This window comes from Erythrobacter sp. S227, assembly GCF_057364925.1.
Genome location: NZ_CP200280.1, coordinates 776,026 through 801,486 on the forward strand (window position 1 = coordinate 776,026; position 25,461 = coordinate 801,486).

At 57.2% G+C, this 25,461-nt stretch carries 27 protein-coding genes; 13 read left to right on the forward strand and 14 right to left on the reverse strand.

Annotated elements, in window-relative coordinates:
• The first annotated feature begins 150 nt into the window (after positions 1–150).
• Positions 151–1,932 carry a vWA domain-containing protein gene (locus AC0V6Q_RS03640; RefSeq protein ID WP_486167057.1) on the forward strand — a complete coding sequence of 594 codons (1,782 nt, stop codon included), beginning with the start codon at positions 151–153 and terminating at the stop codon, positions 1,930–1,932.
• A 6-nt stretch (positions 1,933–1,938) separates the two neighbouring features.
• Here the strand turns inward: AC0V6Q_RS03640 and leuA are convergent, their stop codons facing one another.
• Positions 1,939–3,609: a 2-isopropylmalate synthase gene (leuA, locus tag AC0V6Q_RS03645; RefSeq protein ID WP_486167058.1), complete on the reverse strand. Its 1,671-nt coding sequence runs from the start codon at positions 3,607–3,609 to the stop codon at positions 1,939–1,941.
• 389 nt (positions 3,610–3,998) lie between these two features.
• Here leuA and AC0V6Q_RS03650 point away from each other — a divergent pair, with 389 nt between their 5' ends.
• Positions 3,999–4,559: a YHS domain-containing (seleno)protein gene (locus AC0V6Q_RS03650; protein ID WP_486167059.1), complete on the forward strand. Its 561-nt coding sequence runs from the start codon at positions 3,999–4,001 to the stop codon at positions 4,557–4,559.
• Positions 4,560–4,639: 80 nt separating this feature from the next.
• Here AC0V6Q_RS03650 and AC0V6Q_RS03655 read toward each other — a convergent pair whose 3' ends face one another.
• Both AC0V6Q_RS03655 and AC0V6Q_RS03660 read right to left on the reverse strand, forming a co-directional pair.
• Complete coding sequence (locus AC0V6Q_RS03655; protein WP_486167060.1) at positions 4,640–5,110, reverse strand: hypothetical protein; 471 nt, start codon at positions 5,108–5,110, stop codon at positions 4,640–4,642.
• Positions 5,111–5,126: 16 nt separating this feature from the next.
• Positions 5,127–6,281 (reverse strand): alpha-hydroxy acid oxidase, encoded by a 1,155-nt coding sequence (locus tag AC0V6Q_RS03660; RefSeq protein ID WP_486167061.1) that lies wholly within the window; start codon positions 6,279–6,281, stop codon positions 5,127–5,129.
• 296 nt (positions 6,282–6,577) lie between these two features.
• Here AC0V6Q_RS03660 and AC0V6Q_RS03665 point away from each other — a divergent pair, with 296 nt between their 5' ends.
• Both AC0V6Q_RS03665 and AC0V6Q_RS03670 read left to right on the forward strand, forming a co-directional pair.
• Entirely contained in the window at positions 6,578–7,060 is a 483-nt protein-coding gene (locus tag AC0V6Q_RS03665; protein WP_486167062.1) for a YHS domain-containing (seleno)protein, read from the forward strand.
• A 119-nt stretch (positions 7,061–7,179) separates the two neighbouring features.
• Entirely contained in the window at positions 7,180–7,566 is a 387-nt protein-coding gene (locus AC0V6Q_RS03670; protein WP_486167063.1) for a hypothetical protein, read from the forward strand.
• Between the two features lie 79 nt (positions 7,567–7,645).
• Here the strand turns inward: AC0V6Q_RS03670 and AC0V6Q_RS03675 are convergent, their stop codons facing one another.
• The 5 genes from AC0V6Q_RS03675 to miaA form a co-directional block, all read right to left on the reverse strand.
• The gene (locus tag AC0V6Q_RS03675; RefSeq protein ID WP_486167064.1) at positions 7,646–8,245 is read right to left on the reverse strand and encodes a DUF4329 domain-containing protein; all 600 of its coding nucleotides are present in this window, start codon (positions 8,243–8,245) and stop codon (positions 7,646–7,648) included.
• A 19-nt stretch (positions 8,246–8,264) separates the two neighbouring features.
• On the reverse strand, positions 8,265–9,284 hold the full coding sequence (ilvC, locus tag AC0V6Q_RS03680) for a ketol-acid reductoisomerase (protein WP_486167065.1): 1,020 nt from the start codon (positions 9,282–9,284) through the stop codon (positions 8,265–8,267).
• Positions 9,285–9,330: 46 nt separating this feature from the next.
• The gene (gene ilvN / locus AC0V6Q_RS03685; RefSeq protein ID WP_486167066.1) at positions 9,331–9,846 is read right to left on the reverse strand and encodes an acetolactate synthase small subunit; all 516 of its coding nucleotides are present in this window, start codon (positions 9,844–9,846) and stop codon (positions 9,331–9,333) included.
• Entirely contained in the window at positions 9,846–11,585 is a 1,740-nt protein-coding gene (gene ilvB, locus AC0V6Q_RS03690; RefSeq protein ID WP_486169244.1) for a biosynthetic-type acetolactate synthase large subunit, read from the reverse strand. Before ilvB ends, ilvN begins: the two co-directional genes overlap by 1 nt.
• A gap of 331 nt (positions 11,586–11,916) precedes the next feature.
• Positions 11,917–12,870 carry a tRNA (adenosine(37)-N6)-dimethylallyltransferase MiaA gene (miaA, locus tag AC0V6Q_RS03695; protein WP_486167067.1) on the reverse strand — a complete coding sequence of 318 codons (954 nt, stop codon included), beginning with the start codon at positions 12,868–12,870 and terminating at the stop codon, positions 11,917–11,919.
• Here miaA and serB point away from each other — a divergent pair.
• On the forward strand, positions 12,863–13,774 hold the full coding sequence (serB, locus tag AC0V6Q_RS03700) for a phosphoserine phosphatase SerB (protein ID WP_486167068.1): 912 nt from the start codon (positions 12,863–12,865) through the stop codon (positions 13,772–13,774). The genes miaA and serB overlap by 8 nt on opposite strands.
• Before the next feature lie 128 nt (positions 13,775–13,902).
• Positions 13,903–14,730, forward strand: coding sequence for a Coq4 family protein (locus AC0V6Q_RS03705; protein WP_486167069.1), 828 nt, complete (start codon positions 13,903–13,905; stop codon positions 14,728–14,730).
• Here the strand turns inward: AC0V6Q_RS03705 and AC0V6Q_RS03710 are convergent.
• Positions 14,727–15,413, reverse strand: a complete 687-nt coding sequence (locus AC0V6Q_RS03710) for a nitroreductase family protein (protein ID WP_486167070.1) — start codon at positions 15,411–15,413, stop codon at positions 14,727–14,729. The genes AC0V6Q_RS03705 and AC0V6Q_RS03710 overlap by 4 nt on opposite strands.
• 90 nt (positions 15,414–15,503) lie before the next feature.
• Here AC0V6Q_RS03710 and AC0V6Q_RS03715 point away from each other — a divergent pair, with 90 nt between their 5' ends.
• Entirely contained in the window at positions 15,504–16,310 is an 807-nt protein-coding gene (locus AC0V6Q_RS03715) for a Coq4 family protein (protein ID WP_486167071.1), read from the forward strand.
• On the opposite strand, the gene AC0V6Q_RS03720 is transcribed toward AC0V6Q_RS03715, so the two are convergent.
• The 5 genes from AC0V6Q_RS03720 to AC0V6Q_RS03740 form a co-directional block, all read right to left on the reverse strand.
• The gene (locus AC0V6Q_RS03720) at positions 16,298–17,566 is read right to left on the reverse strand and encodes a TCR/Tet family MFS transporter (RefSeq protein WP_486167072.1); all 1,269 of its coding nucleotides are present in this window, start codon (positions 17,564–17,566) and stop codon (positions 16,298–16,300) included. The two genes, AC0V6Q_RS03715 and AC0V6Q_RS03720, sit on opposite strands and share 13 nt — an antisense overlap.
• The gene (locus tag AC0V6Q_RS03725; protein ID WP_486167073.1) at positions 17,563–17,898 is read right to left on the reverse strand and encodes a DUF6122 family protein; all 336 of its coding nucleotides are present in this window, start codon (positions 17,896–17,898) and stop codon (positions 17,563–17,565) included. Before AC0V6Q_RS03725 ends, AC0V6Q_RS03720 begins: the two co-directional genes overlap by 4 nt.
• Before the next feature lie 11 nt (positions 17,899–17,909).
• Positions 17,910–20,150 (reverse strand): phosphoribosylformylglycinamidine synthase subunit PurL, encoded by a 2,241-nt coding sequence (gene purL, locus AC0V6Q_RS03730; protein WP_486167074.1) that lies wholly within the window; start codon positions 20,148–20,150, stop codon positions 17,910–17,912.
• Between the two features lie 15 nt (positions 20,151–20,165).
• Positions 20,166–20,840: a hypothetical protein gene (locus AC0V6Q_RS03735; protein WP_486167075.1), complete on the reverse strand. Its 675-nt coding sequence runs from the start codon at positions 20,838–20,840 to the stop codon at positions 20,166–20,168.
• A 66-nt stretch (positions 20,841–20,906) separates the two neighbouring features.
• Positions 20,907–21,320, reverse strand: coding sequence for a DUF2177 family protein (locus AC0V6Q_RS03740; protein WP_486167076.1), 414 nt, complete (start codon positions 21,318–21,320; stop codon positions 20,907–20,909).
• Positions 21,321–21,421: 101 nt separating this feature from the next.
• Between AC0V6Q_RS03740 and AC0V6Q_RS03745 the strand changes: the two genes are divergently transcribed.
• The 6 genes from AC0V6Q_RS03745 to queA all read left to right on the forward strand — a co-directional run bounded on the left by AC0V6Q_RS03745 (position 21,422) and on the right by queA (position 25,461).
• Positions 21,422–21,679 carry an exodeoxyribonuclease VII small subunit gene (locus tag AC0V6Q_RS03745; RefSeq protein ID WP_486167077.1) on the forward strand — a complete coding sequence of 86 codons (258 nt, stop codon included), beginning with the start codon at positions 21,422–21,424 and terminating at the stop codon, positions 21,677–21,679.
• The gene (locus AC0V6Q_RS03750; RefSeq protein ID WP_486167078.1) at positions 21,680–22,594 is read left to right on the forward strand and encodes a polyprenyl synthetase family protein; all 915 of its coding nucleotides are present in this window, start codon (positions 21,680–21,682) and stop codon (positions 22,592–22,594) included.
• Positions 22,594–23,031, forward strand: coding sequence for a hypothetical protein (locus AC0V6Q_RS03755; protein WP_486167079.1), 438 nt, complete (start codon positions 22,594–22,596; stop codon positions 23,029–23,031). Before AC0V6Q_RS03750 ends, AC0V6Q_RS03755 begins: the two co-directional genes overlap by 1 nt.
• Positions 23,028–23,540 (forward strand): pantetheine-phosphate adenylyltransferase, encoded by a 513-nt coding sequence (coaD, locus tag AC0V6Q_RS03760; protein ID WP_486167080.1) that lies wholly within the window; start codon positions 23,028–23,030, stop codon positions 23,538–23,540. The genes AC0V6Q_RS03755 and coaD overlap by 4 nt, the downstream gene beginning before the upstream one ends.
• Positions 23,541–23,670: 130 nt before the next feature.
• Complete coding sequence (locus AC0V6Q_RS03765) at positions 23,671–24,354, forward strand: peptidylprolyl isomerase (protein WP_486167081.1); 684 nt, start codon at positions 23,671–23,673, stop codon at positions 24,352–24,354.
• A gap of 69 nt (positions 24,355–24,423) precedes the next feature.
• Complete coding sequence (queA, locus tag AC0V6Q_RS03770) at positions 24,424–25,461, forward strand: tRNA preQ1(34) S-adenosylmethionine ribosyltransferase-isomerase QueA (protein WP_486167082.1); 1,038 nt, start codon at positions 24,424–24,426, stop codon at positions 25,459–25,461.

Below are 25,461 nucleotides of genomic sequence, written 5' to 3' on the forward strand. Positions count from 1 at the left end.
ACAACTGCTCGAGCAGGGTCTGTTGAGGCCATCGAGGCACCCTTTGAGATGTCTTTACGGACACGTAAACCCTTTAGGCCGTAACGTAAATTTGACTTTCCCCCGTTTCGCGTCATGCTGTTAGACACATCAACAAACAGGAGAGTCGCGATGCGTGTACCGTCATTTACCAAGGCAATTGTCCTAGGGGGCACAGCATTCGCAGCTTTAATGACGGGAAGCGCCGTTTATGCGCAGGACAATAGCATTGACGCGGGTGATGACGAGGATGCGGCCGATACGATTATCGTAACCGCAACCATGCGTCAGGGCGGCGCTCAGGACATCAAGCACTTCCGCTCCGTGTCACTTGACGAGGGTGAAACACTGCCCAGCCCGTCGAGCCTGACGCTCGAAGGGTTGCTGGCCGAACATGACCTCACCTTGCCTGCACAAGGCAGCTGCGATCAGCTTTTCTGCATCAATGCCCGCGCCATGCCAGCCCGGCTTTCGACGGAGCCTGATGCCAAAGTCTTCGTGGGTCTTGGTTTTGAAAGCGGGGTGGACCCTGATGCGTATCGCAAACGGCCCGTGAGCCTTATTGCCGTGGTCGATCGCTCAGGCTCGATGAGCGGCCCGCCGATGGAGCGGGTGAAAGAGGGCCTTCACGCAGTGCTTAAGCAAATGGGCGATCAGGACCGACTAGGCATTGTTATCTATGGCTCTGACACGCGCGTGCACATGCCGGTGATGGATGTGGCGGGGAATGAAGCGGAAATCTCCGCTGCGATTGATACCATTGCGATCAATGGATCAACCTATATGGAAGCCGGGCTCAAGCTTGGCTATGCGACCGCGCGAGAGGAGCTTGAGCGCAGCAATGGCACCACCCGCTTGATGCTGTTCTCAGACGAAAACGCCAATGTCGGCGATACTTCTGCGGACGGCTTTATGGGACAGGCGCTGTCCGGCGCGCGCGATGGCATTGGGCTTACCTCAATCGGTGTTGGCCGGATTTTTGACGGGCGGCTTGCGAGCAAGATTTCTGCGGTCCAAGGCGGCAATCTCTTCTTTGTGGCTGATGAGGGCGGGGCAGGTGAACTGTTCGACCGTGAGTTTCGCAACATGGTCAATGGTGAGGTCGCAAGAGACATCGACATTACGATCACACCAGCAGATGGCTTTCGCATCGCTGATGTTTACGGGGTGCCTGAAAACATCCTCAAACGCGGCCCTGGCGGAAGCGTAACGGCGACAATCGGCAGCGCGTTCTTGTCCACCAACGGGGGCGGCATCTACGCCAGCCTGACGGGTGAGGGGGACGGAAATCTCTCACCTGCAAGCGTTTCGCTTACATACACCGACACTTTGACAGGGGAAACGGGAGAGGACATTGCGCAGGTCGCTCCGATCAGTGAGCAGCCGTCTGAGGCGCTTCGCATGGCTCATATGCTGGTTGAACAATACCAGGTCATGAACACAGGGCTTGCCGCCTATCAACGCACAGGTGACGCAACGGCTGCGCAGGCAAGCTTTGCCGCATTGTCGGACCGGTTGAATGCCTCGGGCCTTGAAGGGCTCAAAAAAGAAATCGCGCTTGTGGATGGACTGACGCAAACATCGGCGCGCATTCTGGACTGTGCCGGGTGCGCGGCGCAGGCTCATATGCGCCAGGTTATCGGCGATTGGGAAGTGCGCCGGCATAGCGGCGTGACCGATATTGCGCGCGGCGATTTTGTCGAAATCACCGACGATATGGAGTTCATCACAGAGCGTAACTCAGGCCGCGATCGGGGTGATGATATCTGGCAAAGCTACCAGATCAACGAGAAGCAACTGCACATTCAGGGCACCGATCTGGTGTTCCATTATCGCCTTAACGGAGACACTTTGCGCCTGCGCAATGCGATTGATGGAACGCTCATCCTGCTGCGGCGGCGTGACGATGCTTGAGGCGGCTTAGTCAGCAACCGCCGAGTTTGCCGCGCTTAGAACGGCGCGCACGCTGGCAGTTGCGACGTCTTCGTCTATGCCACAGCCCCAGATAATGCGGTCCCCCGATTGGCACATAAGGTACGCTGCTGCCTTCGCATTGCGTCCCGTGCCAAGGGCATGCTCGGTGTAGTCGAGCACCTTGAGCTCGAGATCAAAAGCATCCTCAAGCGTTGTGACAACGCTGGAGATAAGGCCGTTGCCTCTGCCCGATACGCTTTGCGTGCCGCCATCAACCGCGATCTTGCCCGCGAAGAGACGCGTTCCGTCAGAGGCCCGGCTTTCTTCATAGTCCTCCAGCTGGAATTTTTGGTCCTGCGTGCCAAGGTGGTAGGCGCCCTTGAACGCCTCCCAAATGTCGGTCGCATTCAATTCGCGGCCAAGCTCATCTGCCATATGTTGCACATATCTGGAGAAATCGGCCTGCATCTTCTTGGGCAGTTTAAGGCCCTGATCCTGCTCCAATACCCATGCAAAGCCGCCTTTGCCGCTTTGTGAATTGACGCGGATGACTGCCTCGTAATCGCGGCCCAAGTCTGCGGGGTCGATTGGCAGGTAAGGGACACGCCACAGCTCGTCATTCTGCGTATCGCGCGATTCAAAGCCCTTCTTGATAGCGTCCTGATGGCTGCCGGAAAAGGCGGTGTAGACGAGCTCGCCGCCATAGGGGTGGCGTTGATGGACGGGCAGGTCGTTGCAATATTCGACCGTCTCGATCACCCGGTCGATGTCCGAGAAATCAAGCTCAGGATCGACGCCTTGCGTGTAGAGATTGAGCGCCATCGTCACGAGGCAGCAATTGCCCGTGCGCTCGCCATTTCCAAACAGGCACCCTTCAACCCGGTCCGCGCCCGCCATCAGGCCAAGCTCCGCCGCTGCTACGCCCGTGCCCCGATCATTGTGAGTGTGAAGCGAGATGACCGCGCTTTCACGGTTGGGCAGGTGCTTGCAGAAATACTCGATCTGATCCGCGTAAATATTGGGTGTCGCTGCCTCAACTGTTGCTGGCAAGTTCAAGATGATTGGCTTGTCGGGGGTTGGTTGCAGCACTTCCATCACTGCCGCGCACACCTCGATAGAGAAGTCGATTTCTGCGGTCGAGAATGTCTCTGGCGAATATTGGAAATGCCAATCGGTGTCGGGCTGCGCAGCGGCGCAATCGCGCATGACCTTAGCGCCCGTCATGGCAATCTCGCGCACTTCGTCTTTGCTCATGCGAAAGACAATATCGCGCCAGGCCGGGCTGACCGCATTATAGAGGTGAACAATCGCAGCGCGTGCACCTCGGAGACTTTCAAATGATGTTCGGATCAGATCTTCGCGGCTTTGGGTGAGCACCTGAACGGTGACATCGTCCGGCACGGCATCCGATTGGACAAGACCAGAGATAAAGTCGAACTCTGTCGCGCCCGCGCTGGGAAAGCCAACCTCGATCTCTTTGACGCCGACCTCAATCAGAAGATCGAAAAAGCGGCGTTTCTTGACCGCGTCCATGGGGTCGATGATCGACTGGTTGCCATCGCGAAGATCGGTGGAGAGCCACCGCGGCGCCTTATCAATGATGCGCGAAGGCCATTGGCGGTCCGGCAGATTGATTTGCGGGAAGGGGCGATATTTGTTCGATGGATTTTTCAACATGGCTGGGACTTACTCGGTGGGACTTGCTCATTGGGGCTGATCACTTGTCATGATAGCGACCGCGTGATGGCTTTAACTGGACCCTTGAACGGTGGGCCGCGCCATTGTCCTGCGCAAACGCCCTATGCCGCCCAAGGGCGCATAAGTCGTAGTAGGAGAGCTTTCCCGAAAGTGGCAGGGCCGTAAGTCATGCACATAGTCTTTGCCCAATTGTGCGATCAGCGCAAGCCGCTCAGCGCCGTAAAACAGCCAATTTCAAACCAATTTGACAATTTTTCTGACGAAAGGTGTTTTTTCTGTAACCATCGTACGTGGACTGGCGAAAAGGCAAGTGACCCAGCAATCAGGCTGCTGGGAAATTTGAAGTTACCCTAACGGAGGATACCCCGATGAAAAAATCACTGTTTACTCTCGCTCTTCTGGCAACTGTGGCCGCGTGTAGCGCTCCTGCCGAAAACGCTACTGAAGGCGACTCCATGGTTGCTGCTGAAGGTGCAGCTGTTGAAGGCGCTGCGCTTTACGCCGATCTTGGCGGCGTTGCTGAAAACCCGATCTACACCGAAAACATCGGCGATACGCTCGCTGTTCGCGGCTATGATGTTGTCAGCTACTTCGTAGGAGACGGCACACCGACCGTTGGCAACGAAGAGCTGACCGTTCGTTACAACGGTTTTGACTATCGCTTTGCCAATGAAGACAACGCGAAAGCATTTGTCGAAGACCCCGCAAAATATGCCCCCGCATACGGCGGCTACTGTGCATGGGCGATCGGTGCAAATGACGCGCTGGCACCAGGCGATCCCGAAGTCTTCGAAATCGTCGATGGCAAGCTCTACCTGAACTTTAGCAAGGATGTTCAGGCGAACTGGGAAAAAGACATCCCCGGCTTCATCGAAAAAGGCGATGTGAACTATCCAACTCACTCAGCCGATGAGCACTTCAAGAGCTAATCTCTAAATCCGATGAAAGGAGCCTGGTGCTGATCGTGAAGATTGGCGCCGGGCTTTTTTTTGCCGGCCCGGCTTTCGGACTAACCGCAGCGCGCGTCGCGGATGATATTGAGATTATCGATCATGATGCTGAGGCGTGTGCTGGTCGGATCAGGCTGCACGACTGCACTTCCGGGTAAGACAAATCGCACAGAGCCAGCGCCCGATGCCGCTTCCAGAATTGCTTTACGGGTTGCATCATCCGCGAGCTTGTCGATGAACGGCCCCATCGCATTGGCCGCGCAGATCGAGCTTTGCGGATCGGCCATCGTGCCCGGAACATAGGTTTCTGGTTGGGCGCCGGGCGTTGCCACGGGCTGCGTCACAGCACCGGGCAGGGGGGCTGCAACGGTGGGCGCATCGGTCGGCTCTACTTTTTGAGCAGTGGGTTTCCCGCCATTGATCCGCGCAGCAAAATCATCAGCCGAGTTGGAACCGCTGCGATTACCGGCATCGCAAGCCACGAGCGATACGCAAACAAAGCCAGCGAGAATGGCGTGCGTTTTGTTCATGACCTCCCTCCGGTGCTCAATTGTTGCGCGTTCTTAGCCGTTCTCTTGTTAGTTGGTCCACATTTGTGACCCCCATAAGGCGCATTCCGCGCTCGATCTCGTCTTTGAGGATATCAAGAGCGCGCTCAACCCCCTCTTGTCCCGCAGCGGCGAGCGCATAGAGATATAGCCGACCACCCGATGCGGCCGTTGCTCCGGTGCAAAGTGCTTTAAGGGCATGGGTCCCGCGCCTGACGCCTCCGTCGCAGATTATTTCTATCTCGCCGCCGACTTCATCGACAATCTCTGGCAGTTGATCAAAAGGCGCGCGGCTCCCGTCCAACTGCCGCCCGCCGTGGTTCGAGATCATGATCGCATCCGCGCCGATCTCAACCGCGCGCCGTGCATCGCCTGCGCTCATCACGCCCTTGAGGACAAAAGTACCGCCCCATTGCTCGCGAATGCTTGCAGCGGTGCTCCAATCCATCGAGGTGTCGAGCATGGTGTTGAAGTATTCCGCAATGCTCACCGCCTCGCTCGACCCTTCGCTCACATGCGTATCGAGATTGGGCAGGCGGAATTTCTCGCGGAAAAGGTAATCGAGCGTCCATCGCGGACGTGTCGCATAGCTCCAAATGCTTGCCGGGGTGAAACGGGGCGGGGTGGTAAAGCCGCTGCGCAAACACCGCTCACGTTTGCCCGATACAATTGTGTCCACCGTCAGAGCAAGCGCATCGAACTTGGCCGCCTGACAGCGTTCGATCATATGGGTGTTTAGCCCTTTGTCCTTGTGGACGTAGAGCTGGAACATCTTCGGGCCATGGGTAAGCGCTGCAATCTCTTCGATGGAACGTGTCGCAAGGCTGGAAATCCCGAACCACAGACCGAATTTTTCAGCCGCCTTGGCAACCGCTGTCTCGCCTTGCCAATGAAAGGCGCGTTGAACGGCTGTGGGTGACAGGATCAGGGGCAGGGCGCTTTTGCGGCCAAGGATTGTGCAAGAGGTGTCAATCGTCTCCACCCCGGCCAGGACATCCGGCACAAGGTCGACCCGCGCGTAACTGTCGGTGTTGCGCGCTTTGGTCAGCTCATCATCCGCCGCCCCGTCGATATAATCGAAAACGGGGAAGGGCAGCCGCGCCCGCGCGAGCTTTCTGAAGTCGTCGATATTGTGACAGTCGGTAAGACGCATAGCCCTCGCTCTCAATCTCCCGATTGCCTCTGACCGATTGTTGCGCCCGTGTCGAGCCGCTCTTCTGCGAACCAATTCGAAGGGTGAAATCGCCAAGCCGAACATTTTTTTGCGCAACACTGTCACCTTTTGCGCGATCCCGGCGAAACAACAGATGTGCGCGGCTGCAAGGCGCTTATCAGGTTCTCGCCGGGTCCCCCCATATACCGGCGCTCCCCTATCCCCCCTTGCCTGATCAGCTCTTGCAGTCGCCGCACGACGCATTTCCCCTGAAGCGGACCAAAAGGAGATTACACATGAAACTCAGGTACTTTATTGCAGCAGCAGCTGCCGCTCTTGCCGCCCCCGTAGCAGTGAGCGCACCCGCAATGGCTGACGGCGGTGTATTCGTCGGCGTTGAAGGCAGCAATGTCGCTGTCAGCGGCTATGACACGGTCAGCTATTTCCAAGGCAACGGCAAACCCGTCCTTGGCAGCGCAAACTTCAAAGTGAAGCACGATGGCGCTGTCTTCCACTTTTCAAGCCAGGCGAATGCGGACACATTCAAGGCGAACCCCGACGCTTATGCTCCGCAATATGGCGGGCACTGTGCATGGGCGATGAGCCGCGGCTCCCTCGCACCGGGCGACCCCACGCTTTATAAAATTCACGATGGCAAGCTCTATCTGAACTTCAACCGTGATGTTCAAAGTACATGGCTTGGCGACATCGACGGTTTCATTTCGAAGTCTGATCCGGCCTGGACGAAGATCCCAGACGGCAAAAAGTTCGGCGATTGATCTGCTGATCTTTTGCCCACCCCATTGTGCGGCGGCTGCGCGCTTACCCTTCCTGCGTACCCTGTGCAGGAGCAGCCGCCCACACCCCCTACTACGTGACGATTTGAGAGGAATACCCCATGACCAAGAATACTAGCTTTGCAAAAATGTTGATGGTTGCAGGCGGCCTTGCCGCGGCGACTGCAGGCGCTCCGGCGATGGCTGATGTGCCTTGCGGCCCAAGTGGCTTTTCGAGCAGTAGCTCGGCCTCAAACGGCAGCTACTCGGAACGCCGCGCCAACCGCGAGGCACGGCGTCAGGCGAAAGCCGAACGCAAAGCGGCCTGTGCAGCGGCTGCGTGCGCAGCTGCGGCATGTCAGGCAAATGCATGCGCAGCATCGGCGTGTGCCGCCTCAGCCTGTGATGCTTCGGCATGTGCCGCGTCTGCCTGTGAAGCTTCAGCCTGCGCCGCCTCTGCTTGTGCTGCTTCGGCCTGCGCTGCTTCTAGTTGTGCGCCTGCTGCCTGACGGGCGCATGCGTGAGTGTGGTCGGGAGGACACTCCTCCTAGCTTCTTCCGGCCACACTCTTTCACAAATTCAAACCGTTCAGCAGTTGGGGGAGGACCCGTTAAACCGCGCGGCCAGCTCTGAAAGAGAATAGCGGTCAGGGATCACATCATTCGCGCAAGGTTGATACCGCGCGTCCTGGATCAAGCAATTGGGGCCGCACACAAGATTGGCGACCTCGCTTTCATGATCGATATGCCAAAGCCGTCCCCCCGGCGTTGAAATATAACCATCAAGGCCGCTGGCAATATCGCTCTGCATGTCGGTAATTGACGGGACTTCGCCGTCGTAATTCTGGCTAAAGCGGCCGTGGGTGTGAAAGCTGGCGATGGGCACCATACCGGGCTCATCAAAATACGACAGATCGCATGTCGCTTCATCGCCGCCGGTCTTGCGCGATGCGCCAAGCTCGCCTTCGCTGGTCTCGAAAATGATCCCGCAAAGCTCGATATTTTCAGAAAAGCTCTGCTCTTGCAGCGCGTTTAACTGCTCTTTTGCAAAGGCTTGCACCTCTGATTGCGGGACAACCGGTTGCAGCGCCTCTGGCCCTTTTACGTTCATATAGGCGCGCGCAATGATCACCACGAAGGCGATGGCGCAAAGTGCATAGAGGGTACGAGTGGTGCGTGGATCGGACATCACACCACCCGCTTTGGCCCTAGTTTTTCGCTTTGTCGACCAGCTTGTTAGCGCTGATCCACGGCATCATTGCACGAAGCTCTGCGCCGGTTTTTTCAATCGGGTGCGCTTCGGCACGTTTACGAGCCGCTTTCAGCTCTGGTTGGCCAGCGCGGTTGTCGAGAACGAAGTCTTTGACGAAACGGCCCGATTGAATGTCGTCGAGAACGCGCTTCATTTCCTTCTTGGTTTCCTCGGTAATGATGCGCGGCCCTGTGGTGATGTCGCCATATTCCGCCGTGTTCGAAATCGAATAGCGCATGTTGGCGATGCCGCCTTCATAAAGGAGGTCAACGATCAGCTTGGTCTCGTGAAGGCATTCAAAATAGGCCATCTCAGGCGCGTAACCCGCTTCGGTCAACGTCTCAAAACCGGCTTGAATGAGGTGGGTGATCCCGCCGCACAGAACCGCTTGCTCACCGAAGAGATCGGTTTCGCACTCTTCGCGGAAATTGGTCTCGATAATGCCCGAACGGCCTCCGCCAACGCCTGATGCATAGGCGAGGGCGACGTCTTTGGCAGCGCCGCTCGCATCCTGGTGGATGGCGATAAGGCAAGGCACGCCGCCGCCGCGTTGGTATTCGCTGCGCACGGTGTGGCCGGGACCCTTGGGCGCGATCATGATGACGTCGATGTCGTCCTGTGCTTCGATCAGGCCAAAGTGGATGTTGAGGCCGTGCGCAAAGGCGAGGGCTGAGCCCGGCTTCATCCGCCCATGAATGTCATCGGCATAGATTGCGGCTTGATGCTCATCGGGGGCGAGGATCATCAGGATGTCGGCCCATTCGGCGGCTTCCTTGTTGGAGAGCACCTTAAAGCCAGCGTCTTCTGCCTTCTTCGCGGTGGCAGACCCCTCGCGCAGCGCAATCGCGACCTCGCCAACGCCGCTATCGCGCAGATTTTGCGCGTGGGCATGGCCTTGGCTGCCATAGCCGAGCACGGCGATCTTCTTGGACTTAACAAGGCCGAGATCAGCATCGGCGTCGTAATAGACTTTCATGGGTGTTCCCTTTGTGATTCGTATTATCGGTAAGAATTAGAATGATTTAAGAGCCGTGGTTGCCGCGCATCATGCCGACAACGCCGGAGCGGCCTACGGTTACGAGGCCAAGTCCGCGCATTAGAACGATGAAGCTGTCAATTTTGTCGGGCGCGCCGGTGAGTTCGAAAACGAAGCTCTCGGTCGTGGTGTCGACCACATTGGCACGAAAAACGTCAGCAATGCGCAACGCCTCGACCCGCGCTTCGCCTTTCCCAGCGACCTTGATGAGGGCAAGCTCGCGCTCGACATGCGGGCCAGCTGCGGTGAGGTCGGTCACCTTGTGGACCGGGACAAGCCGCTCCAATTGCGCTTCGATCTGGTCGATCACTTCGGGCGGCCCGTTGGTGACAACCGTGATCCGGCTGATTGCGTGATCGTCGGAGATATCGGCCACTGTCAGGCTGTCGATATTGTAGCCACGCGCGGTGAACAGGCCGGTGATTTTGGCGAGAATGCCGGGCTCATTGTCGACCGTGATGGTCAGAACATGGCGCTCGCTTTGGGCGTTTTTGATTTTCATTAGACCAGCGCTTTCGCTTCATCGTCCATCGTGCCCTCGTGCGTGTCGCCGTAGAGCAGCATCTCAGTGTGCGCAGCGCCCGACGGGATCATCGGGAAGCAGTTGGCATCCTTCGCAACGCAGCAATCGACAATCACTGGACCGTCGTGGTCGAGCATGGCCTGAATGCCAGCATCAAGCTCGTCTTTGTCGGTGATGCGAATGCCTTTCCAGCCATAGGCTTCGCCCAGAGCGACAAAATCGGGCAGGCTGTCGGAATAGGAATTGGAATAGCGGCTCTCATAGGTCAGTTCCTGCCACTGGCGAACCATGCCCATATATTCATTGTTCAAGATGAAAATCTTGACCGGGAGGCGGTATTGAGAAGCGGTTCCAAGCTCCTGAATATTCATCTGAATGCTGGCTTCACCAGCCACATCAATGACCAGCGCATCGGGATTGCCCAATTGCGCGCCAATCGCTGCGGGAAGGCCATAGCCCATTGTGCCAAGCCCGCCAGAGGTCAGCCATTTGTTGGGCTTATCAAACCCGAAATATTGCGCTGCCCACATCTGGTGCTGGCCAACTTCGGTGGTGATAATGGGAGAGCGCTCGTGGGTTAGGGCATAGAGCCGCTCGATTGCCTTCTGCGGCATGATCGCTTTTGGATCAGCCTTGGATACTTCGGGATAAGCGAGACACTCACGCGCGCGCCAACCGGCAATGCGCGCTTTCCATTCGCCAAGGTCCTGCGGCTTCCGGTCGCCCCATGCCGCGATCAGTTGTTCCAATACGCTCGCGCAGTCACCAACAATGCCGAGGTCAACAGGCACCGTTTTGTTGATCGAGCTGCGGTCGATATCAATGTGGATCTTTTTGGAGTCAGGGCTGAACGCATCGAGGCGGCCGGTTACACGGTCATCAAAGCGGGCACCGATACAGACCATCACATCGGCCTTGTTCATCGCCATATTGGCTTCATAGGTGCCGTGCATTCCCAGCATCCCCAGCCAATCGGGGTGGGTGTTGGGAAAGCATCCAAGACCCATTAGCGTCGAGGTGGTTGGAGCGCCTGTGAGGTCCTGAAACTGGCGCAGCAATTCTGTCGCGCGCGGCCCTGAATTGATGACGCCGCCGCCGGTGTAAAAGATTGGCGCTTGGGCCTGCGAGATGAGCTCGATGGCTTCGATGATCTGCTCGGCAGGGGCGACCATCTGAGGCGAATAACGGTGCGATCCATGGTGCGCGACATGGCCGCGGCTCTCCGATGGGACGGCGATTTGCACGTCCTTGGGAATATCGACCACAACCGGGCCCGGACGGCCCGTGGTGGCAATACGAAACGCTTCTTCGAGGGTCGCGACGAGTTCCGCTGGGTCCTTCACGAGGTAATTATGCTTGGTACAGTGGCGGGTGATGCCAACGGTGTCCGCTTCCTGGAATGCGTCGGTGCCGATGAGGCCGGAGGGGACTTGCCCTGTGATAACAACCATGGGGATCGAATCCATCCATGCATCGGCAATGCCGGTCACCGCATTGGTCGCGCCCGGGCCAGATGTCACCAGAACAACGCCGGGCTTGCCGGTGGCGCGCGCGTATCCTTCTGCTGCGTGTGCCGCGCCTGCTTCGTGGCGCACTAGGATGTGGCGAATGCGCCCGGGTCCTTTGGCATCGCCGAAAAGCTCGTCATAGATGGGAAGCACCGCGCCGCCGGGGTAGCCGAAGACATATTCGACCCCCTGTTCGATCAGGCATTCCATCAAAAGGGCCGCTCCAGAGCGCTGTCCCACGTGTATTCACTCCCAAATAACGATGACCCATAAAAAAAGGCCCGCTGCGTTGTCGCATCGGGCCGGTCAGGTCATCTATCATAGATCCCGATCAGCCCGTTTTTCCCACAAGAATGACAAGTACCATGATGATCAAAACCTATAGTTTGCTTCCAGTCACGCCGCCAAAGAACCCTGCTCGTAACCGAGATGTCTATAGCGACTTAGAGCCGAGGAGCCAAGCAATAGCTTGGCCGTCCTGCAAGCCCGCTAACCTTCACAATATAATAAGTCAACAAATAAATGTGAAATTAAATTACACTCAAGGAAGCTTTGAAGCAACATCCTCAGGTGTGATGCGTGGCCATTCCGGTGGACATTGGTTGCGCAGCCAGGTGAATTGGCGCTTTGCATATTGCCGGGTTGATTGGCCGCCTGCGGCAATGGCCTCTTCGCGGGTCATCTTTCCACCAATCAGGGCAGCAATCTCGGGGACGCCAATGGCGCGCATGACAGGAAGGTCAGGGGAGAGCCCGCGCGCAAGCAATGCCTCAACCTCTTCAATGGCCCCGTCTTCCAGCATTTTGGCAAACCGTTCGTCACAGCGATCGTAAACCCACTGGCGTTCCGGCATAAGAACAATCGGGTGCAAGGTGACCTCTTCGCCAATACCGCCCGATTTCGCCTGCTGCCAATCGGCCAAAGTCACGCCGGTGGAGCGTTTCACCTCGAGCGCACGCGCTATCCTCTGGCTGTCGCCCGGTTCCAGCACATCTGCACGAAGAGGGTCCTCGATCTGCAAGGCCGCATAGGCGTCTGCGGTTTCCAGGCTGCGGACTTGCTCGCGAACTTCAGGGTCGATCTCGGGGATGGGGGCGATGCCTTCGATCAGGACCTTGAGGTACATGCCTGTGCCACCGACAAGGATCGGGGTTTTGCCCGCCGCATGGGCTTCTTCGATTTCCGCCTTGGCCCGCGCCGCCCAATCGGCCGCCGAACAAGGCTGTGCCCCGTCCCAGGCGCCATAAAGCCTATGCTCGCAATGTTTGAGGTCGATCTTGGTGGGCGCAGCCGACAGCACCGGAATGTCAGCATAAACCTGCATGCTGTCAGCGTTTATAATCACGCCGGTCTGCCCTTTGTCAGACAGGGCTTTTGCCAGTTGAAGCGCAGATGCGCTCTTGCCGCTCGCGGTTGGTCCTGCAATGAGCCAGACCGGCCGCGCGCCTCTCACGTCCATTTGGGCGTTTTCTGTAGGAGATTTTTTCGTGCTCATTGCGCGTCTGATAGCAGACAATCCGGATTGGGAAACACAGTTGGCGAGCCTTCGCCGGAGGTTTTACGCGCCGTCTCCCATGAATGCGACGCGGCCTACAGGGTGGGAACTTCATTCCGCGGTGCAATTGCCAATCGCGCAGTCTGTGTTGGAATTGCATTTTGCAGCTGAGGACAAGGGATTTGTCACCAATGCAATGAATATCCATTTTGGTCCGGCAGACGTGCTTTTTGCGCCTGAGTTGATCCGCTTTCCCCATGTGTTTGTGTCAGACATGGACTCCACCATGATTGGGCAAGAGTGCATTGATGAACTGGCCGATTACGCCGGGCTCAAAGAGCAAGTTGCCGACATCACCGAGCGCGCGATGCAAGGGGAGCTTGATTTTGAAAATGCGCTGAGAGAGCGTGTGGCTCTTCTGAAAGGACTTCCAGAGGAAGCGATCACGCAGTGCCTCGATGAAAGGATCGAAGCGAACCCGGGAGCACGGATGCTCGTCCAGACATTGAAGGCAAAGGGGTGCAAAACGATCCTTGTGACAGGTGGGTTTCACCATTTCGCAGACCACGTCGGCAAAGAGCTGGGCTTTGATCTCGTTGTTGGCAACCGTTTGGAAGTGGCCGAAGGAAAGCTCACCGGAAAGCTTGACGGACCAATCGTAGATAGCACCACCAAGAAAGCCGTGTTGGAACGCGAGGTTGCCGAGATCCACCCTCAAGCGATTTCAGTGAGCATTGGCGATGGTGCAAATGACATCCCGATGATCGAAGCGGCGACTTATGGTTTTGCATATTATGCCAAACCCAAAGCGCGTGATGCCGCAGACGGGCGCATTGACCACGGCGATCTGACGACGGTTCTGTCGCTACTTGGGGTCTCCGAAAACGAATGGGTGAAGGGATAAACCGTTTACCGTTTGCGGTTGGGTCGGATAATAGGGTTGCAAAAGGGAACCTATGTCGTTATTGACACTTATGTAAGTAACGAGCTTTAGAGCTTCCTTGAGTTCGCACCAGTCAAGAGTAGCCCACGATGACCACAGCCTATTCTCAAACCTTCGCCGCCGATGGAACTGTGCTTCGCCACCCGGATCGTCCTGAGCCGCGCTACTCCTTGCCGCGTGCGATCAAGAACTTTCGCCTGCTGATGAAGGACAAGGAAGACACAAGCCTCGTCTTCAAAATTTACGAATCGCTTCCGTCGAAAAACTTTATGCCTCGTGTGAAGGAGCTCACGCTTTCAGAGCATGGAGAGTATCTTCGCCGGACCGAGCCAAACCTTCCGGAGATCCTCGACGATCACGCTGCGCTTCGCAAAACGCCAAAGGGCAGTCTGGCGCATGCGTATTGCGACTTTATGGAGACCGAAGGGCTGACCGCTGCTGGCCTTGTAGCCGAGAGCGACCGATTGGGCCGCCCGAAGTACGACGACCTTGTGCAATGGTTCGGTGACCGTTCGCGCGATACACATGATCTCTTCCACGTGCTCACGGGATATGGCCGCGATGCGCTGGGGGAGCAGTGCGTGCTGCTCTTCACCCATGGTCAATCGCCCACCCAAGGGCACTTGCTGATCGGCTATGCGGGCTCTGCCAATATCAAGAAAATGGTTTGGGGCTCAAAGGCACCCGTAATGGGCGCTGTGCGCGAGGCCAAGGCAACCGGCCGCGGCGCGCCGCCTATGATTGCTCAATCGATCCGTGAACTTTTGAAGCAACCGGTCGACGAAGTGCGCAAGGCGCTCAATATCCCTGAGCCAACCCAATATCGCGAATGCCACCGGATATGGGCAGAGGAGGGCATCGATCCTTACAATCTGCTGGCAAGCGAGAATACGCCAAAAGAGCTCGCCTCGGCTTAAAGCCAGCTTGCGATCTGGCTTAGCGGCTTCTTCTTGAGCGCATGGGTGGGCACAGTGGCATCGTCGCTTGGCTTACCGACTACAACAATCATCAGCGGTTTTTCCCATTCCGGACGCTCACATGCCTCGCGAAGAAATCCCATGGGGGAGGGCGTGTGCGTGAGAGTGGCGAGGCCAGCTTCGTGCAAGGTCGCGATCAGCATCCCGCAGGCAATCCCGACGCTTTCATTGACGTAGTAATTCTGTGTCTTGCCATCTTCTTCAATCCCGCCTTTGCGCTGCGCAAAAACGACGATGAGGTAAGGCGCTGTTTCCAGAAACGGCTTTTCATCATCGGTGCCAAGGTCTTTGAGCGCGCCAAGCCATTCCTCGCTCGCTTTGGGATTGTCCCCGTCCGCGCCGTAAAAGCGCCGCTCCTCTGCTTCGGCGGCCTCCCGGATCGCGCGCTTTTTCTCCGGCGATGAGATAACCGCAAAATGCCACGGCTGATGGTTTGCCCCATTGGGCGCAGTACCAGCAGCTTCAATTGCGGCCTCTATGGCCTCGCGCGGGACAGGCTCATCTGAAAAATATCGACAGGTGCGACGCTGTTTCAGACGGTCACGCAACGAACGGGCGCGCGCGATGCTTTCTTCATCGGGCAGGTTTTCAAGCGAATAGGGGACGGTTTCGTGATCACGCATAGGTCCCTCTATCGTTAGTTTCGCGAACGAAGGCTAGTGGACTTTTAACTGACACAACTGTAAGTATTATTACGCAAGAGGAGGAACGAAATGGCTGTGTTGGATCTGCCCTTGGTCGCGCCGGACCGTGTGGTGTCGGGCTTCCACCCGTTCAAAGTGCTCCACCATTTCGGCAAGCTGATCGAAGACAAGGAAGACACAGAGCAGGTCTTTCACATCATCGAAGCCACCAAAGGCAAAAAAGCCCACCGCCAGGCTTGGGACTTCATCAAATCGGACGAGGGGCAACGCTTCCTTCGTGACCGCGTGAATATTCCTGCCATGCTTGATGCCCACGAAAACTGGGCTGACCTGCCACAAAACAGTGTCGCCAAAAACTACATCGCTTTCATGAAACGCGAAGGGTTAAGCGCGCAAGGTCTGGTCGACGAAAGCCACAAATGGGCACCGCCCGAGGCGCTCCCCCAAGATCAGACGCAATGGTATTTTGACCGTTTGCGCGACACGCATGACCTTTTCCATGTCCTTACCGGCTATGGCCGTGATGCACTGGGCGAGGCGTCGTTGCTTGGCTTTAGTTATTCACAAAACCACAACAATGGCGTGTTCTTCATCGCCTATGCTGGCGCGCGTCAGATCAAGAAAGTGACCGGGACCAAGGCCCCGCTTTACAGCGCTGTGCGCGAGGGTCAGCGTCTGGGCAAAGCCGCTGCAAAGATTGCGCATCAGGACATCGCGGCATTGATGCGCGAAGACATTGACGAAGCGCGCAAACGGCTCGGCATTGGCAAGCCGGTGATTTATCGCGAGTGCCTCGATACCCTGCACAGCGAAGGGTTTTCAAAAGAAGAGCTTGGCCTGACCGCAGACGAAGACGCACAAATTCAGGCGGCCTGAGCTTCGCTTTCTTGCCGGCTACGTCTTATATTCCAGAAGGCTATCGTCATTGCAGTTGCCCCGCAAAGGAACGCGATGAAATAGGGTGCGCCCGGGAAAAACAGTCCTTCATCATCGGCAAAACTGCTGAAGGCATTGGTCATAATGAGAGGGCCGATGATCGCGGTGATGCTCATCGTGCTGGCGATGGCTCCCTGCAATTCGCCTTGCGCGTCCTCTGAAATCTGCGCGCTCATCATTTGCTGCATCGCGGGGAAAGTCATGCCGCCAATGGCCCCGATGACAATACCGATGATCATGAAATAGCCAGCCGGTGCGAAGGCGAAGAAGAGGTTGGCGGGAAGCGACAAAGCAAAGCCCAACAAAATGGTGCGCGCAGGGCCAATGCGTTCGATCACTTTGCCAGTGACGCCTCCTTGCACGACGACCAGCATGACGCCGAAGAGAGCCACGCTTAGCCCGATCTGGAGCTCGTTCCAGTCGAACAGCAATTCGGTATGATAGGCCCAAACCGTCTGGTGCGATTGCGCGCCCAATTGCGAGAAGAAGATCACCGCAAGAAAGCCGACAACCGCCGGCACGCGCGCCATCTGGATGAGCGTTCCAAGCGGGTTTGCGCGGGCGACGCTGAATGCGCGGCGGCGTTCTTTGGGCAAGGTTTCTTTGAGGAGCCAATAGCCAGCCACCGCCCCACAAACTGCGATTACTGCCGCAGCGACAAAGGGCAAGCGCACATCCACCGTGCCCAGCAATCCGCCAACACCTGGCCCGATTACAAAGCCCGCAGCGCCAGCCGCTCCCATGATCCCAAAGTATTTGCCGCGCGTTTCAGGCCCGGCAACGTCAGCGATACAGGAATTGGCGGCGGCCCAACTTGCCCCCATGATCCCCGACAGGATGCGCCCGACGAACAGCCAGAATAGCGTAGGTGCCCAGGCCATGATGGCGTAGTCAATCCCCAGCATGAACAGGGTGGCGAGCAGCACCGGTCTGCGTCCGAAGCGGTCCGAAAGCCCGCCAATAATAGGCGCAAACACGAATTGCATCATCGCATAGGCAAACAGGAGCCATCCGCCGATCCGCGCGGTTTCATCAAGGCCAAGCCCTGTGACTTCTTCGAGCAATCCGGGGAGCACAGGGATGATAAGCCCGATGCCAAGCATGTCGATGAAGACAATGAGCGCAACGATAAATAGCGTCGATGTGGATGCTTGTGGGCTGTGTTGGTCAGGGGAAGGCGCGGCTTTTTCGCTCATAAGAAGGTGCCAGTCATCGCCATACAATCGCCCGCGTCAACGACAAGGTGCCACAAAGCGCCCGCCCCAAACGCTCGCGCCCACCAACGCGGGATGAAAAGCAGGGCGCAATAGACAATCGCCGCTTCCCATCCGTGGAATGTGTGAAAGCCAATCGAGCAGCGGCCCGGATCGAAAATCGGAACCGCCCAAAGGTGGTCAATGTCGATCATGTTTGCCGCAACCATCACCGCGCCAAACCGCTTCCATTCGCCCCGCCATATAGCCCAAGCGATAAGGAACGGAACGATGAAATGGCCACCGTAGTGCAGGATCGGTTGGAGAAGCTCCACCCCGGTCCCTTTTACGACCCCATCCAGTCGGCGAAGAAGCTCTGATGTGCCGCGCGCATCTCGTCGAGAGAGACACCAAGAAGGCTATCGCCGCCAACTGTACCGATGCGCGTGAAGCCGACCATTTCGGCCTCGTCAATGTCTGGGCCCTCGGCAACCATGGCGTTGAAGGCGTCGGCTTTCGCAGGGGAGACCGTCACGACATAGCGGGCCTGATCTTCGCCAAACCACCACTGTGCAGTGGTATATGAAACGTTTCTCGACACTTGCGCACCGATCCCGCCCGACATGGCCATTTCGGCCAAAGCAACTGCGAGGCCGCCATCGGAAAGATCATGCACCGCGTTGAGGAGCCTTGCATCAATCAGCTTGCGTACGATCTGCCCCGCGCCCAGTTCAAGCGCCAGATTGACGGGTGGCGCGCGGCCCTCATCGCGGCCCTTGACCACATCGAGCCAAAGCGATTTGCCAAGATGCGAGCGGGTGGGATCAGGCTTGGCCCAAAACTCCGGCGCAATAAGGTATATCGCATCGCCCTCGGCCTTGAACGCTGGCGTCACCATTTTCGAGGCGTCTTCGAGAATACCGACCCCGCCAATCGCTGGTGTTGGAAGGATCGCTGAACCGCCGCCTGTTGCCTTACTCTCATTGTAAAGGCTGACATTGCCCGAGACGATTGGGAAATCGAGCGCCCGGCAGGCATCGCCCATGCCTTCAAGAGCGTGGACAAACTGGCTCATAATCTCGGGCCGCTGAGGGTTCGCAAAGTTCAGGCAATTGGTCACAGCCAATGGCCGCGCGCCCACGGCGCAAATGTTACGGTATGCTTCGGCAATCGCCTGTTTGCCGCCTTCATAAGGGTCGGCATAAACATAGCGCGGCGTGCAATCGGTGCTCATCGCAAGCGCTTTTTCGGTGCCGTGCACACGCACAACGCTCGCATCGCCGCCGGTTTGCAGCGTGTCGGCCATGACCTGACTGTCATATTGCTCGGTAATCCAGCCGCGCGAGGCGAGGTTGGGAGAGGCGAGCATTTTCAAAAGATCAGCGCCCGGATTGTCCGTATCGGGCACATCCTTCATCGGCGCGATACCCGCCCATGCGGTGTATTCGTCTTTCGAGACATAAGGCCGGTCGTACTCTGGCGCATCTGCTGCGAGTGGCCCAAGAGGAATATCGCAAACGACCTCGCCATCGAATTCGAGAACCATGTGCCGCGTATCGGTCACTTCGCCAATGACCGCGAAATCCAATTCCCATTTCTCAAAGATCGCAGCTGCCATCTCTTCTTTGCCCGGTTTGAGCACCATGAGCATTCGCTCCTGGCTTTCTGACAGCATCATTTCGTAAGGGCTCATGCCCTCTTCGCGGCACGGCACCTTGTTCATGTCGAGACGGATACCCGCCTTGCCATTGGTCGCCATTTCGACGCTGGAAGAGGTGAGGCCCGCCGCGCCCATATCCTGGATCGCAACGATTGCGTCGGTCGCCATCAGCTCAAGGCATGCCTCGATCAGCAGTTTCTCGGTAAACGGGTCGCCCACTTGCACGGTGGGGCGTTTTGCCTCGGCGTCTTCCTCGAAATCTGCAGACGCCATGGTAGCGCCGTGGATGCCGTCTCGGCCTGTCTTAGAGCCGACATAGACAATCGGGTTTCCGACACCGGTTGCCGCCGAATAGAATATCTTGTCAGCGTCCGCGATGCCAACCGTCATGGCGTTCACAAGGATATTGCCATCGTAAGCGGGGTGGAAATTGGTCTCTCCGCCCACAGTCGGCACGCCCACGCAATTGCCATAGCCGCCAATGCCAGCAACCACGCCTTGCACAAGGTGCTTCATCTTGGGGTGGTCAGGCCGGCCAAAACGCAGCGCGTTCATATTCGCCACAGGCCGCGCGCCCATGGTGAAGACGTCGCGCAAGATTCCGCCAACACCCGTTGCTGCACCCTGATAGGGCTCAATGTAAGAGGGGTGGTTGTGGCTCTCCATCTTGAAGATCGCAGCCTGACCATCGCCAATATCGATCACGCCAGCGTTTTCGCCGGGGCCGCAAATCACCCAATCCGCCTCGGTCGGAAGCTTCTTCAGGTGCAGGCGCGAGCTTTTGTAGGAGCAATGCTCGGACCACATGACCGAGAAAATGCCAAGCTCAACCAGGTTAGGCTCGCGGCCAAGACCTGCCAGCACGCGCTCGTATTCCTCGGGTGAGAGGCCGTGTTGTTCGACAACTTCAGGGGTGATTTCGCTCATGAGCGACCCCATAAGCTACACGCTCGCCGCCGCCAAGCCGCCAGCTTGGGTAAAATAGCGATTCTTCCCCACCCACATGGCCAGAAGCGTCAAAACGCCAAAGGCAAAAAGCGATTGGAGATAGAGAAACAGGTTGGCCTCTGTCGGGTGAGGGGCAAACCAGTTGATCGCCTGCATCGCAAACAGAGCCAGCAGCAGCACCAATGGCTGAATAATCGGCCCGCGTGATTTCTTTATGTAAAAGACAAACGCCGCAAGGGTGATCCCGATCTCCAGCGGCATCGCGATCTCAGGGTGGTTCCAAAGGCCAAGGCCATAGGTTTTCTCTCCGCCCGCAAGGGTGAGGTCAGGGCGGTGTGTCACCCAATCCAGCACCCAGTGTGACCCCACGACCAATGCTGTGAGAAGGCCTGCAAGCGTGTCACGGTGCCAAATCGCGATCACAATCGCGAAAGCTAGTGCCCAAAGCCCCGCTCCCAGCAGGCTGTGGGTGCAGGGCAGGTAATAAAGGTCAAACGGCACCATCACCGTTGCATGCGGATCAATCCGCATCTTCTCGATCCCGACCATGGCCAGAGCAAAAAACGCCCAATCCACCAGCTGAGCTGCGACGAAATAGGTCGCAAGCTTCGGCCCGCGCGAATAGGTTGCTGCAGCAACGAATGCTGGTGCAAAGTGACCAATGAACATGTGTGCCCCGCGTAACGCCCCGTTTTATGGTCCAGCCTGTGACCGCCTGACCTTTGTTAGCTGTTGTTAGCTCTTTTCGCCGGTGAAGCGCAATGCGATCCAGCATGCAAGTGTGCTGGTGGTGCCAGTCGCAAATGCTCCCCAGAAGATATCAAACACGGTCACTTTGGTCGCCCATACCTTGAAAACCGCCTGGCTGGTCAGATCGAACGTCGCATAGCAGAGCGCGCCTAGCAGGACGCCGTTCAACAGGCTTTTGCGCACATCGCCGCTTTCAAGGCCGGGGCGAATTGCAAACCACGTCATCCCCAAAAGATAGGCGACATAGAAAACGCCTGCTGGTGCAACGTTGAAGCTCTCAGCCATAATCTCGCCGATATTGGGCTCATAGAGATTGGGGCCTGCCCAATTCAGCCACATCGCATCCAGCCCGCCGAAAATCACGGCCGCGCTCAGAAACGCGATCAAATATCTGCCCATCGACCTATCCTTGTGGTTGCTTGCCTTTTTCAGGCCTTCACGTTCAGGCCTTGACGTTCAGGCCTTGACCGCGAGTGCGCGCAACGTCAATGCTCAGGCCCATGGACGAGGGAACGCAAACGCCACAAATCGGCGAGATGAGCTTCGAACAGGCGCTAACCGCGCTCGAAGAGATTGTGACGCAATTGGAACGCGGTGATGTTCCGCTTGATCAGTCGATCGCCTTATATGAGCGCGGCGAGAAATTGCGCGCGGCCTGTCAGAAAAGGCTCGATAGCGCGCAGGCCCGGATCGAAAAAATTGTCGCCGGAAGCGATGGCACGCCAAGCGGAACCGTACCGCTTGATGGAGGCCAATAAATGAGCGTGGTCGGGATGCACGGTGACCTGCTTCAAGACGGGCTTAAGCGGGTGCAGGCAGAAATCGATTCGGTCTTTGATGCGTTTTTGCCGGTTCCAGACGACACGCGGGCCCGGCTTATCGAGGCCATGCGATATGCCGCCATTGGCGGTGGCAAACGGGTCAGGCCATTGCTGCTTGTGACAACTGCGGAGCTTTTTGGCGTTGATCGCACAGCGGCCCTGCGCGCAGGCGCAGCAGTAGAGGCGATCCATTGCTATTCGCTGATCCATGATGATCTGCCATGCATGGATGATGACGACCTTCGTCACGGCAAAGCGACGTTGCACCATGTCTATGATGAGGCAACAGCCGTTCTTGCAGGTGACGCTCTCCACGCATTGGCCTTTGAAATCCTGGCCGATCACGGCACCAGCTCCGATCCATTTGTGCGCAGCGAGCTTATCGCAACTCTTGGCACCGCCAGCGGCATGAACGGCATGGCGGGCGGTCAGATGATGGATATGGTCGCCGATGAAGAGGGCGTCACATACGATCTTCAAGCAATCACGCGGCTTCAGCAATTGAAGACCGGCGCGCTTTTGTCATGCGCGGTTGAGATGGGCGCTGTTCTGGGCAAGGTTCCGGTTGAGGGCCGCGCCCACCTGCGCGCCTATTCGCGCGACATTGGCCTTGCTTTTCAGATTGCCGACGACCTTCTCGATGTTGAAGGTGATGCGCAATTGGCCGGCAAGGCTCTTCGTAAAGACGAAGGTCAGGGCAAACAGACATTCGTCACCCTGATGGGCGCAGATCAAGCCCGCGATCAGGCGCGAATGCTAGTCGATCAGGCCATTGGTCACCTAAGCTCGCACGGGTCCGAGGCAGACACTTTGCGGGCATTGGCGCGCTTTATCGTGGAGCGGGACAGGTAATGCGTTCAGACGTGATCCTTGTAGGCCTTGGTCTTGCTTTAAGTGCTTGCTCGTCAGAACCGGCCGAGGTTGATGGTCAACCGGTTTCCGATCAACCCTTCATCCTGACGCCGCCACCCGAAGTAGCGGCCTCGCAGATGAAAATGTATGTCGATACCCTCGTTGATCGTTTCGATGCTCAAGCCTGCATTGATGCACAGGTATTAGAGTTTGCCGGAAAACGTCGGGACGTCGGGCATGAAGTGAACCGCTTCTACAATGCGGATCGTGATTGCCTGATGTCAGTCGAAGCTGAGATGCAGTCCCTTGATTTCAAAGCCGAGGGCGACAACACATATGTGGCGCGGCGTGACCGTGGTTGGGTCGAGCGTGTTGCTCTAGACTTCGATGAAGCTACGCAGACAGGCACAATTAAATGGGTGGAGGTAATTCCATGAGCAAGCGCATCGGGATTTACCCCGGCACCTTTGATCCGATCACCTTGGGGCACACCGATATCATTCGGCGCGGTGCCAAATTGGTGGATGAGCTGATCATCGGGGTCACCACGAACCCTTCCAAAAACCCCATGTTCTCTACCGAAGAGCGCTTTGCGATGGTTGAGCGCGAGGTGAAGGCACTTGGCCTTACCAATGTGAAAGTGGTGGGTTTCAACGCGCTTCTCGTGAAGTTTGCGAACAAGATGGGCGCCAATGTCATAATCCGCGGCCTGCGCGCTGTGGCGGACTTTGAATATGAGTATCAGATGGCCGGCATGAACCAGCAACTGGATGAGGAAATCGAGACCGTCTTCCTTATGGCGGACGTCTCGCTCCAGCCGATTGCCTCGAAACTGGTCAAAGAGATCGCCCTGTATGGCGGCGATATTACTCCGTTTGTCAGCGCCGAGGTCAAAGGCGAGGTCAACACCCGCGTTGCCGAAACAGGGCGCAAAGGCGATTACTGAGCACGGGTATTAAGTGCGGCTTTTAGGCGCGGGCGCGCATCTGTGCAGCAAACCACACTCATTCATTGAAGTGTCAGGGATGCGCCGTTAGATGGCACGTAACAAATTTTTACGGACCAAAGCAAAATCCATGATCAAATCGCTCACCACCTCTTTGACGGCTCTAAGTCTGCTCGCGTTTTCGGGCACCGCTTTTGCGCAGGACGAAGAGGCGCCTGCTCCACAGGACACGCGCACATATCCTCCTGTAAGCTTTGATCAGACCGAGAAGCCTGAAAACGTGTGGGTGCTTGATCTTTCCAATGGTGAACGGGTGAAAATCCGCCTGATGGAAGAATGGGCACCGGCCCATGTGGAGCGCATCAAGACACTGACGCGTCAGGGTTTTTACGATGGTGTGATTTTTCACCGTGTGATTGACGGCTTTATGGCTCAGGGCGGCGACCCTACCGGCACAGGGCAGGGCGGCTCCGAGCTTCCCGATCTCAATGAAGAGTTCAACCCGATGCCGCATGTCCGCGGCTCGGTCGCGATGGCCCGTGCTACCGAAGAAAACAGCGCGAACAGCCAGTTCTTCATCGTGTTCTACCCGCGCTTCAGCCTCGACAAACGCTACACCAATTTTGGCCGTGTGATCGAAAATATGGCCGCCGTCGATGCGATCAACAAAGGCGAGCCGCCAGCCGACCCGACCCGTATCGTTCAGGCTTCGCTTGCCATCGACAACAAACCGGTGCCTGCTCCAGCCCCCGCTCCGGCAATCGAGCAAGAGCTTACCGCTGACCTTTTGAACGCGCCGCTCGGCTCACAATAGAATTGTAGGCCGGAAGGCCTACGCAGAAATGGGTTTTCGCAAACGCATGGACGCACTACTGCGCTGCGCATGCGTGTAGACCTTTTCGACTTTGAGCTTCCCCAGGACCGTATCGCCTTAAGACCGGTTCGCCCGCGCGATGCGGCGCGCATGCTGGTTGTTCGCGGGCAAGATGTACCGCTTGAGAACGCTGGCGTTCTGGACCTGCCAAAAATGCTGCGGCCCGGCGACGTTCTGGTCTTCAACGACACGCGCGTTTTGCCTGCGCAATTGGAAGGTCGCCGCGTGGGCGGTGAGGCCCGTATTGGTGCAACACTGCACAAACGCCTCGACCTTCGCCGTTGGCAGGCATTTGTTCGCAATGCCAAAAGGGTTAAAGAGGGCGATCAATTGATCTTTGGCGGGGGCGTGACCGCAATTGCCCAGGCGCGCTTTAAAGATGGTTCAATCACACTCTGTTTTGAAGGTGACGAGCCGGTCGAGGTTCTTTTGGACCGGGCAGGGACGATGCCGCTTCCCCCCTATATTGCGCAAAGGCGCGGCGTGGATGAGCAGGACTTGTCTGACTACCAAACCATGTTCGCGGCCGAAGATGGCGCGGTTGCAGCGCCAACTGCCAGCCTTCATTTTACCACAAGGCTCGTCTCCGCCCTCGATCACGCCGGGATCAAGCGAGAAACGATCACATTGCATGTCGGCGCTGGCACTTTTCTGCCGGTGAAGGCCGAGGATACCGTTGACCACCAGATGCATTCCGAATTTGGCCGGATCAACGCAGGGACCGCGGCACGATTGAACGCTGCGAAAGAGGCAGGGGGGCGCATTATTGCGGTCGGCACAACATCGCTCCGAACCCTTGAAAGCGCGGCGGGCGAGGATGGGAAAGTGTGCGAATTTGCCGCCGATACGGACATTTTCATTACGCCGGGCTATCGCTTCCGCGTGGTGGACGGGTTGATGACCAATTTCCACCTGCCCAAATCCACTTTGATGATGCTGGTCAGCGCCCTTATGGGGCGCGAGCGGATGATGGATGCCTACGCCCATGCGATCGAAAACGAGTATCGCTTTTATTCCTATGGTGACTCATCGCTGCTCCTGCCCTAG

What these genes read in the sequence shown, in the direction of transcription:
- AC0V6Q_RS03640 (WP_486167057.1), top strand. Translation starts at nt 151, where the DNA reads ATGCGTGTACCGTCATTTACCAAGGCAATTGTCCTAGGGGGCACAGCA.
- leuA (WP_486167058.1), bottom strand. Translation starts at nt 3,609, where the DNA reads ATGTTGAAAAATCCATCGAACAAATATCGCCCCTTCCCGCAAATCAAT.
- AC0V6Q_RS03650 (WP_486167059.1), top strand. Translation starts at nt 3,999, where the DNA reads ATGAAAAAATCACTGTTTACTCTCGCTCTTCTGGCAACTGTGGCCGCG.
- AC0V6Q_RS03655 (WP_486167060.1), bottom strand. Translation starts at nt 5,110, where the DNA reads ATGAACAAAACGCACGCCATTCTCGCTGGCTTTGTTTGCGTATCGCTC.
- AC0V6Q_RS03660 (WP_486167061.1), bottom strand. Translation starts at nt 6,281, where the DNA reads ATGCGTCTTACCGACTGTCACAATATCGACGACTTCAGAAAGCTCGCG.
- AC0V6Q_RS03665 (WP_486167062.1), top strand. Translation starts at nt 6,578, where the DNA reads ATGAAACTCAGGTACTTTATTGCAGCAGCAGCTGCCGCTCTTGCCGCC.
- AC0V6Q_RS03670 (WP_486167063.1), top strand. Translation starts at nt 7,180, where the DNA reads ATGACCAAGAATACTAGCTTTGCAAAAATGTTGATGGTTGCAGGCGGC.
- AC0V6Q_RS03675 (WP_486167064.1), bottom strand. Translation starts at nt 8,245, where the DNA reads ATGTCCGATCCACGCACCACTCGTACCCTCTATGCACTTTGCGCCATC.
- ilvC (WP_486167065.1), bottom strand. Translation starts at nt 9,284, where the DNA reads ATGAAAGTCTATTACGACGCCGATGCTGATCTCGGCCTTGTTAAGTCC.
- ilvN (WP_486167066.1), bottom strand. Translation starts at nt 9,846, where the DNA reads ATGAAAATCAAAAACGCCCAAAGCGAGCGCCATGTTCTGACCATCACG.
- ilvB (WP_486169244.1), bottom strand. Translation starts at nt 11,585, where the DNA reads ATGGAATGCCTGATCGAACAGGGGGTCGAATATGTCTTCGGCTACCCC.
- miaA (WP_486167067.1), bottom strand. Translation starts at nt 12,870, where the DNA reads ATGAGCACGAAAAAATCTCCTACAGAAAACGCCCAAATGGACGTGAGA.
- AC0V6Q_RS03705 (WP_486167069.1), top strand. Translation starts at nt 13,903, where the DNA reads ATGACCACAGCCTATTCTCAAACCTTCGCCGCCGATGGAACTGTGCTT.
- AC0V6Q_RS03710 (WP_486167070.1), bottom strand. Translation starts at nt 15,413, where the DNA reads ATGCGTGATCACGAAACCGTCCCCTATTCGCTTGAAAACCTGCCCGAT.
- AC0V6Q_RS03715 (WP_486167071.1), top strand. Translation starts at nt 15,504, where the DNA reads ATGGCTGTGTTGGATCTGCCCTTGGTCGCGCCGGACCGTGTGGTGTCG.
- AC0V6Q_RS03720 (WP_486167072.1), bottom strand. Translation starts at nt 17,566, where the DNA reads ATGAGCGAAAAAGCCGCGCCTTCCCCTGACCAACACAGCCCACAAGCA.
- purL (WP_486167074.1), bottom strand. Translation starts at nt 20,150, where the DNA reads ATGAGCGAAATCACCCCTGAAGTTGTCGAACAACACGGCCTCTCACCC.
- AC0V6Q_RS03735 (WP_486167075.1), bottom strand. Translation starts at nt 20,840, where the DNA reads ATGTTCATTGGTCACTTTGCACCAGCATTCGTTGCTGCAGCAACCTAT.
- AC0V6Q_RS03740 (WP_486167076.1), bottom strand. Translation starts at nt 21,320, where the DNA reads ATGGGCAGATATTTGATCGCGTTTCTGAGCGCGGCCGTGATTTTCGGC.
- AC0V6Q_RS03745 (WP_486167077.1), top strand. Translation starts at nt 21,422, where the DNA reads ATGGACGAGGGAACGCAAACGCCACAAATCGGCGAGATGAGCTTCGAA.
- AC0V6Q_RS03750 (WP_486167078.1), top strand. Translation starts at nt 21,680, where the DNA reads ATGAGCGTGGTCGGGATGCACGGTGACCTGCTTCAAGACGGGCTTAAG.
- AC0V6Q_RS03755 (WP_486167079.1), top strand. Translation starts at nt 22,594, where the DNA reads ATGCGTTCAGACGTGATCCTTGTAGGCCTTGGTCTTGCTTTAAGTGCT.
- coaD (WP_486167080.1), top strand. Translation starts at nt 23,028, where the DNA reads ATGAGCAAGCGCATCGGGATTTACCCCGGCACCTTTGATCCGATCACC.
- AC0V6Q_RS03765 (WP_486167081.1), top strand. Translation starts at nt 23,671, where the DNA reads ATGATCAAATCGCTCACCACCTCTTTGACGGCTCTAAGTCTGCTCGCG.
- queA (WP_486167082.1), top strand. Translation starts at nt 24,424, where the DNA reads ATGCGTGTAGACCTTTTCGACTTTGAGCTTCCCCAGGACCGTATCGCC.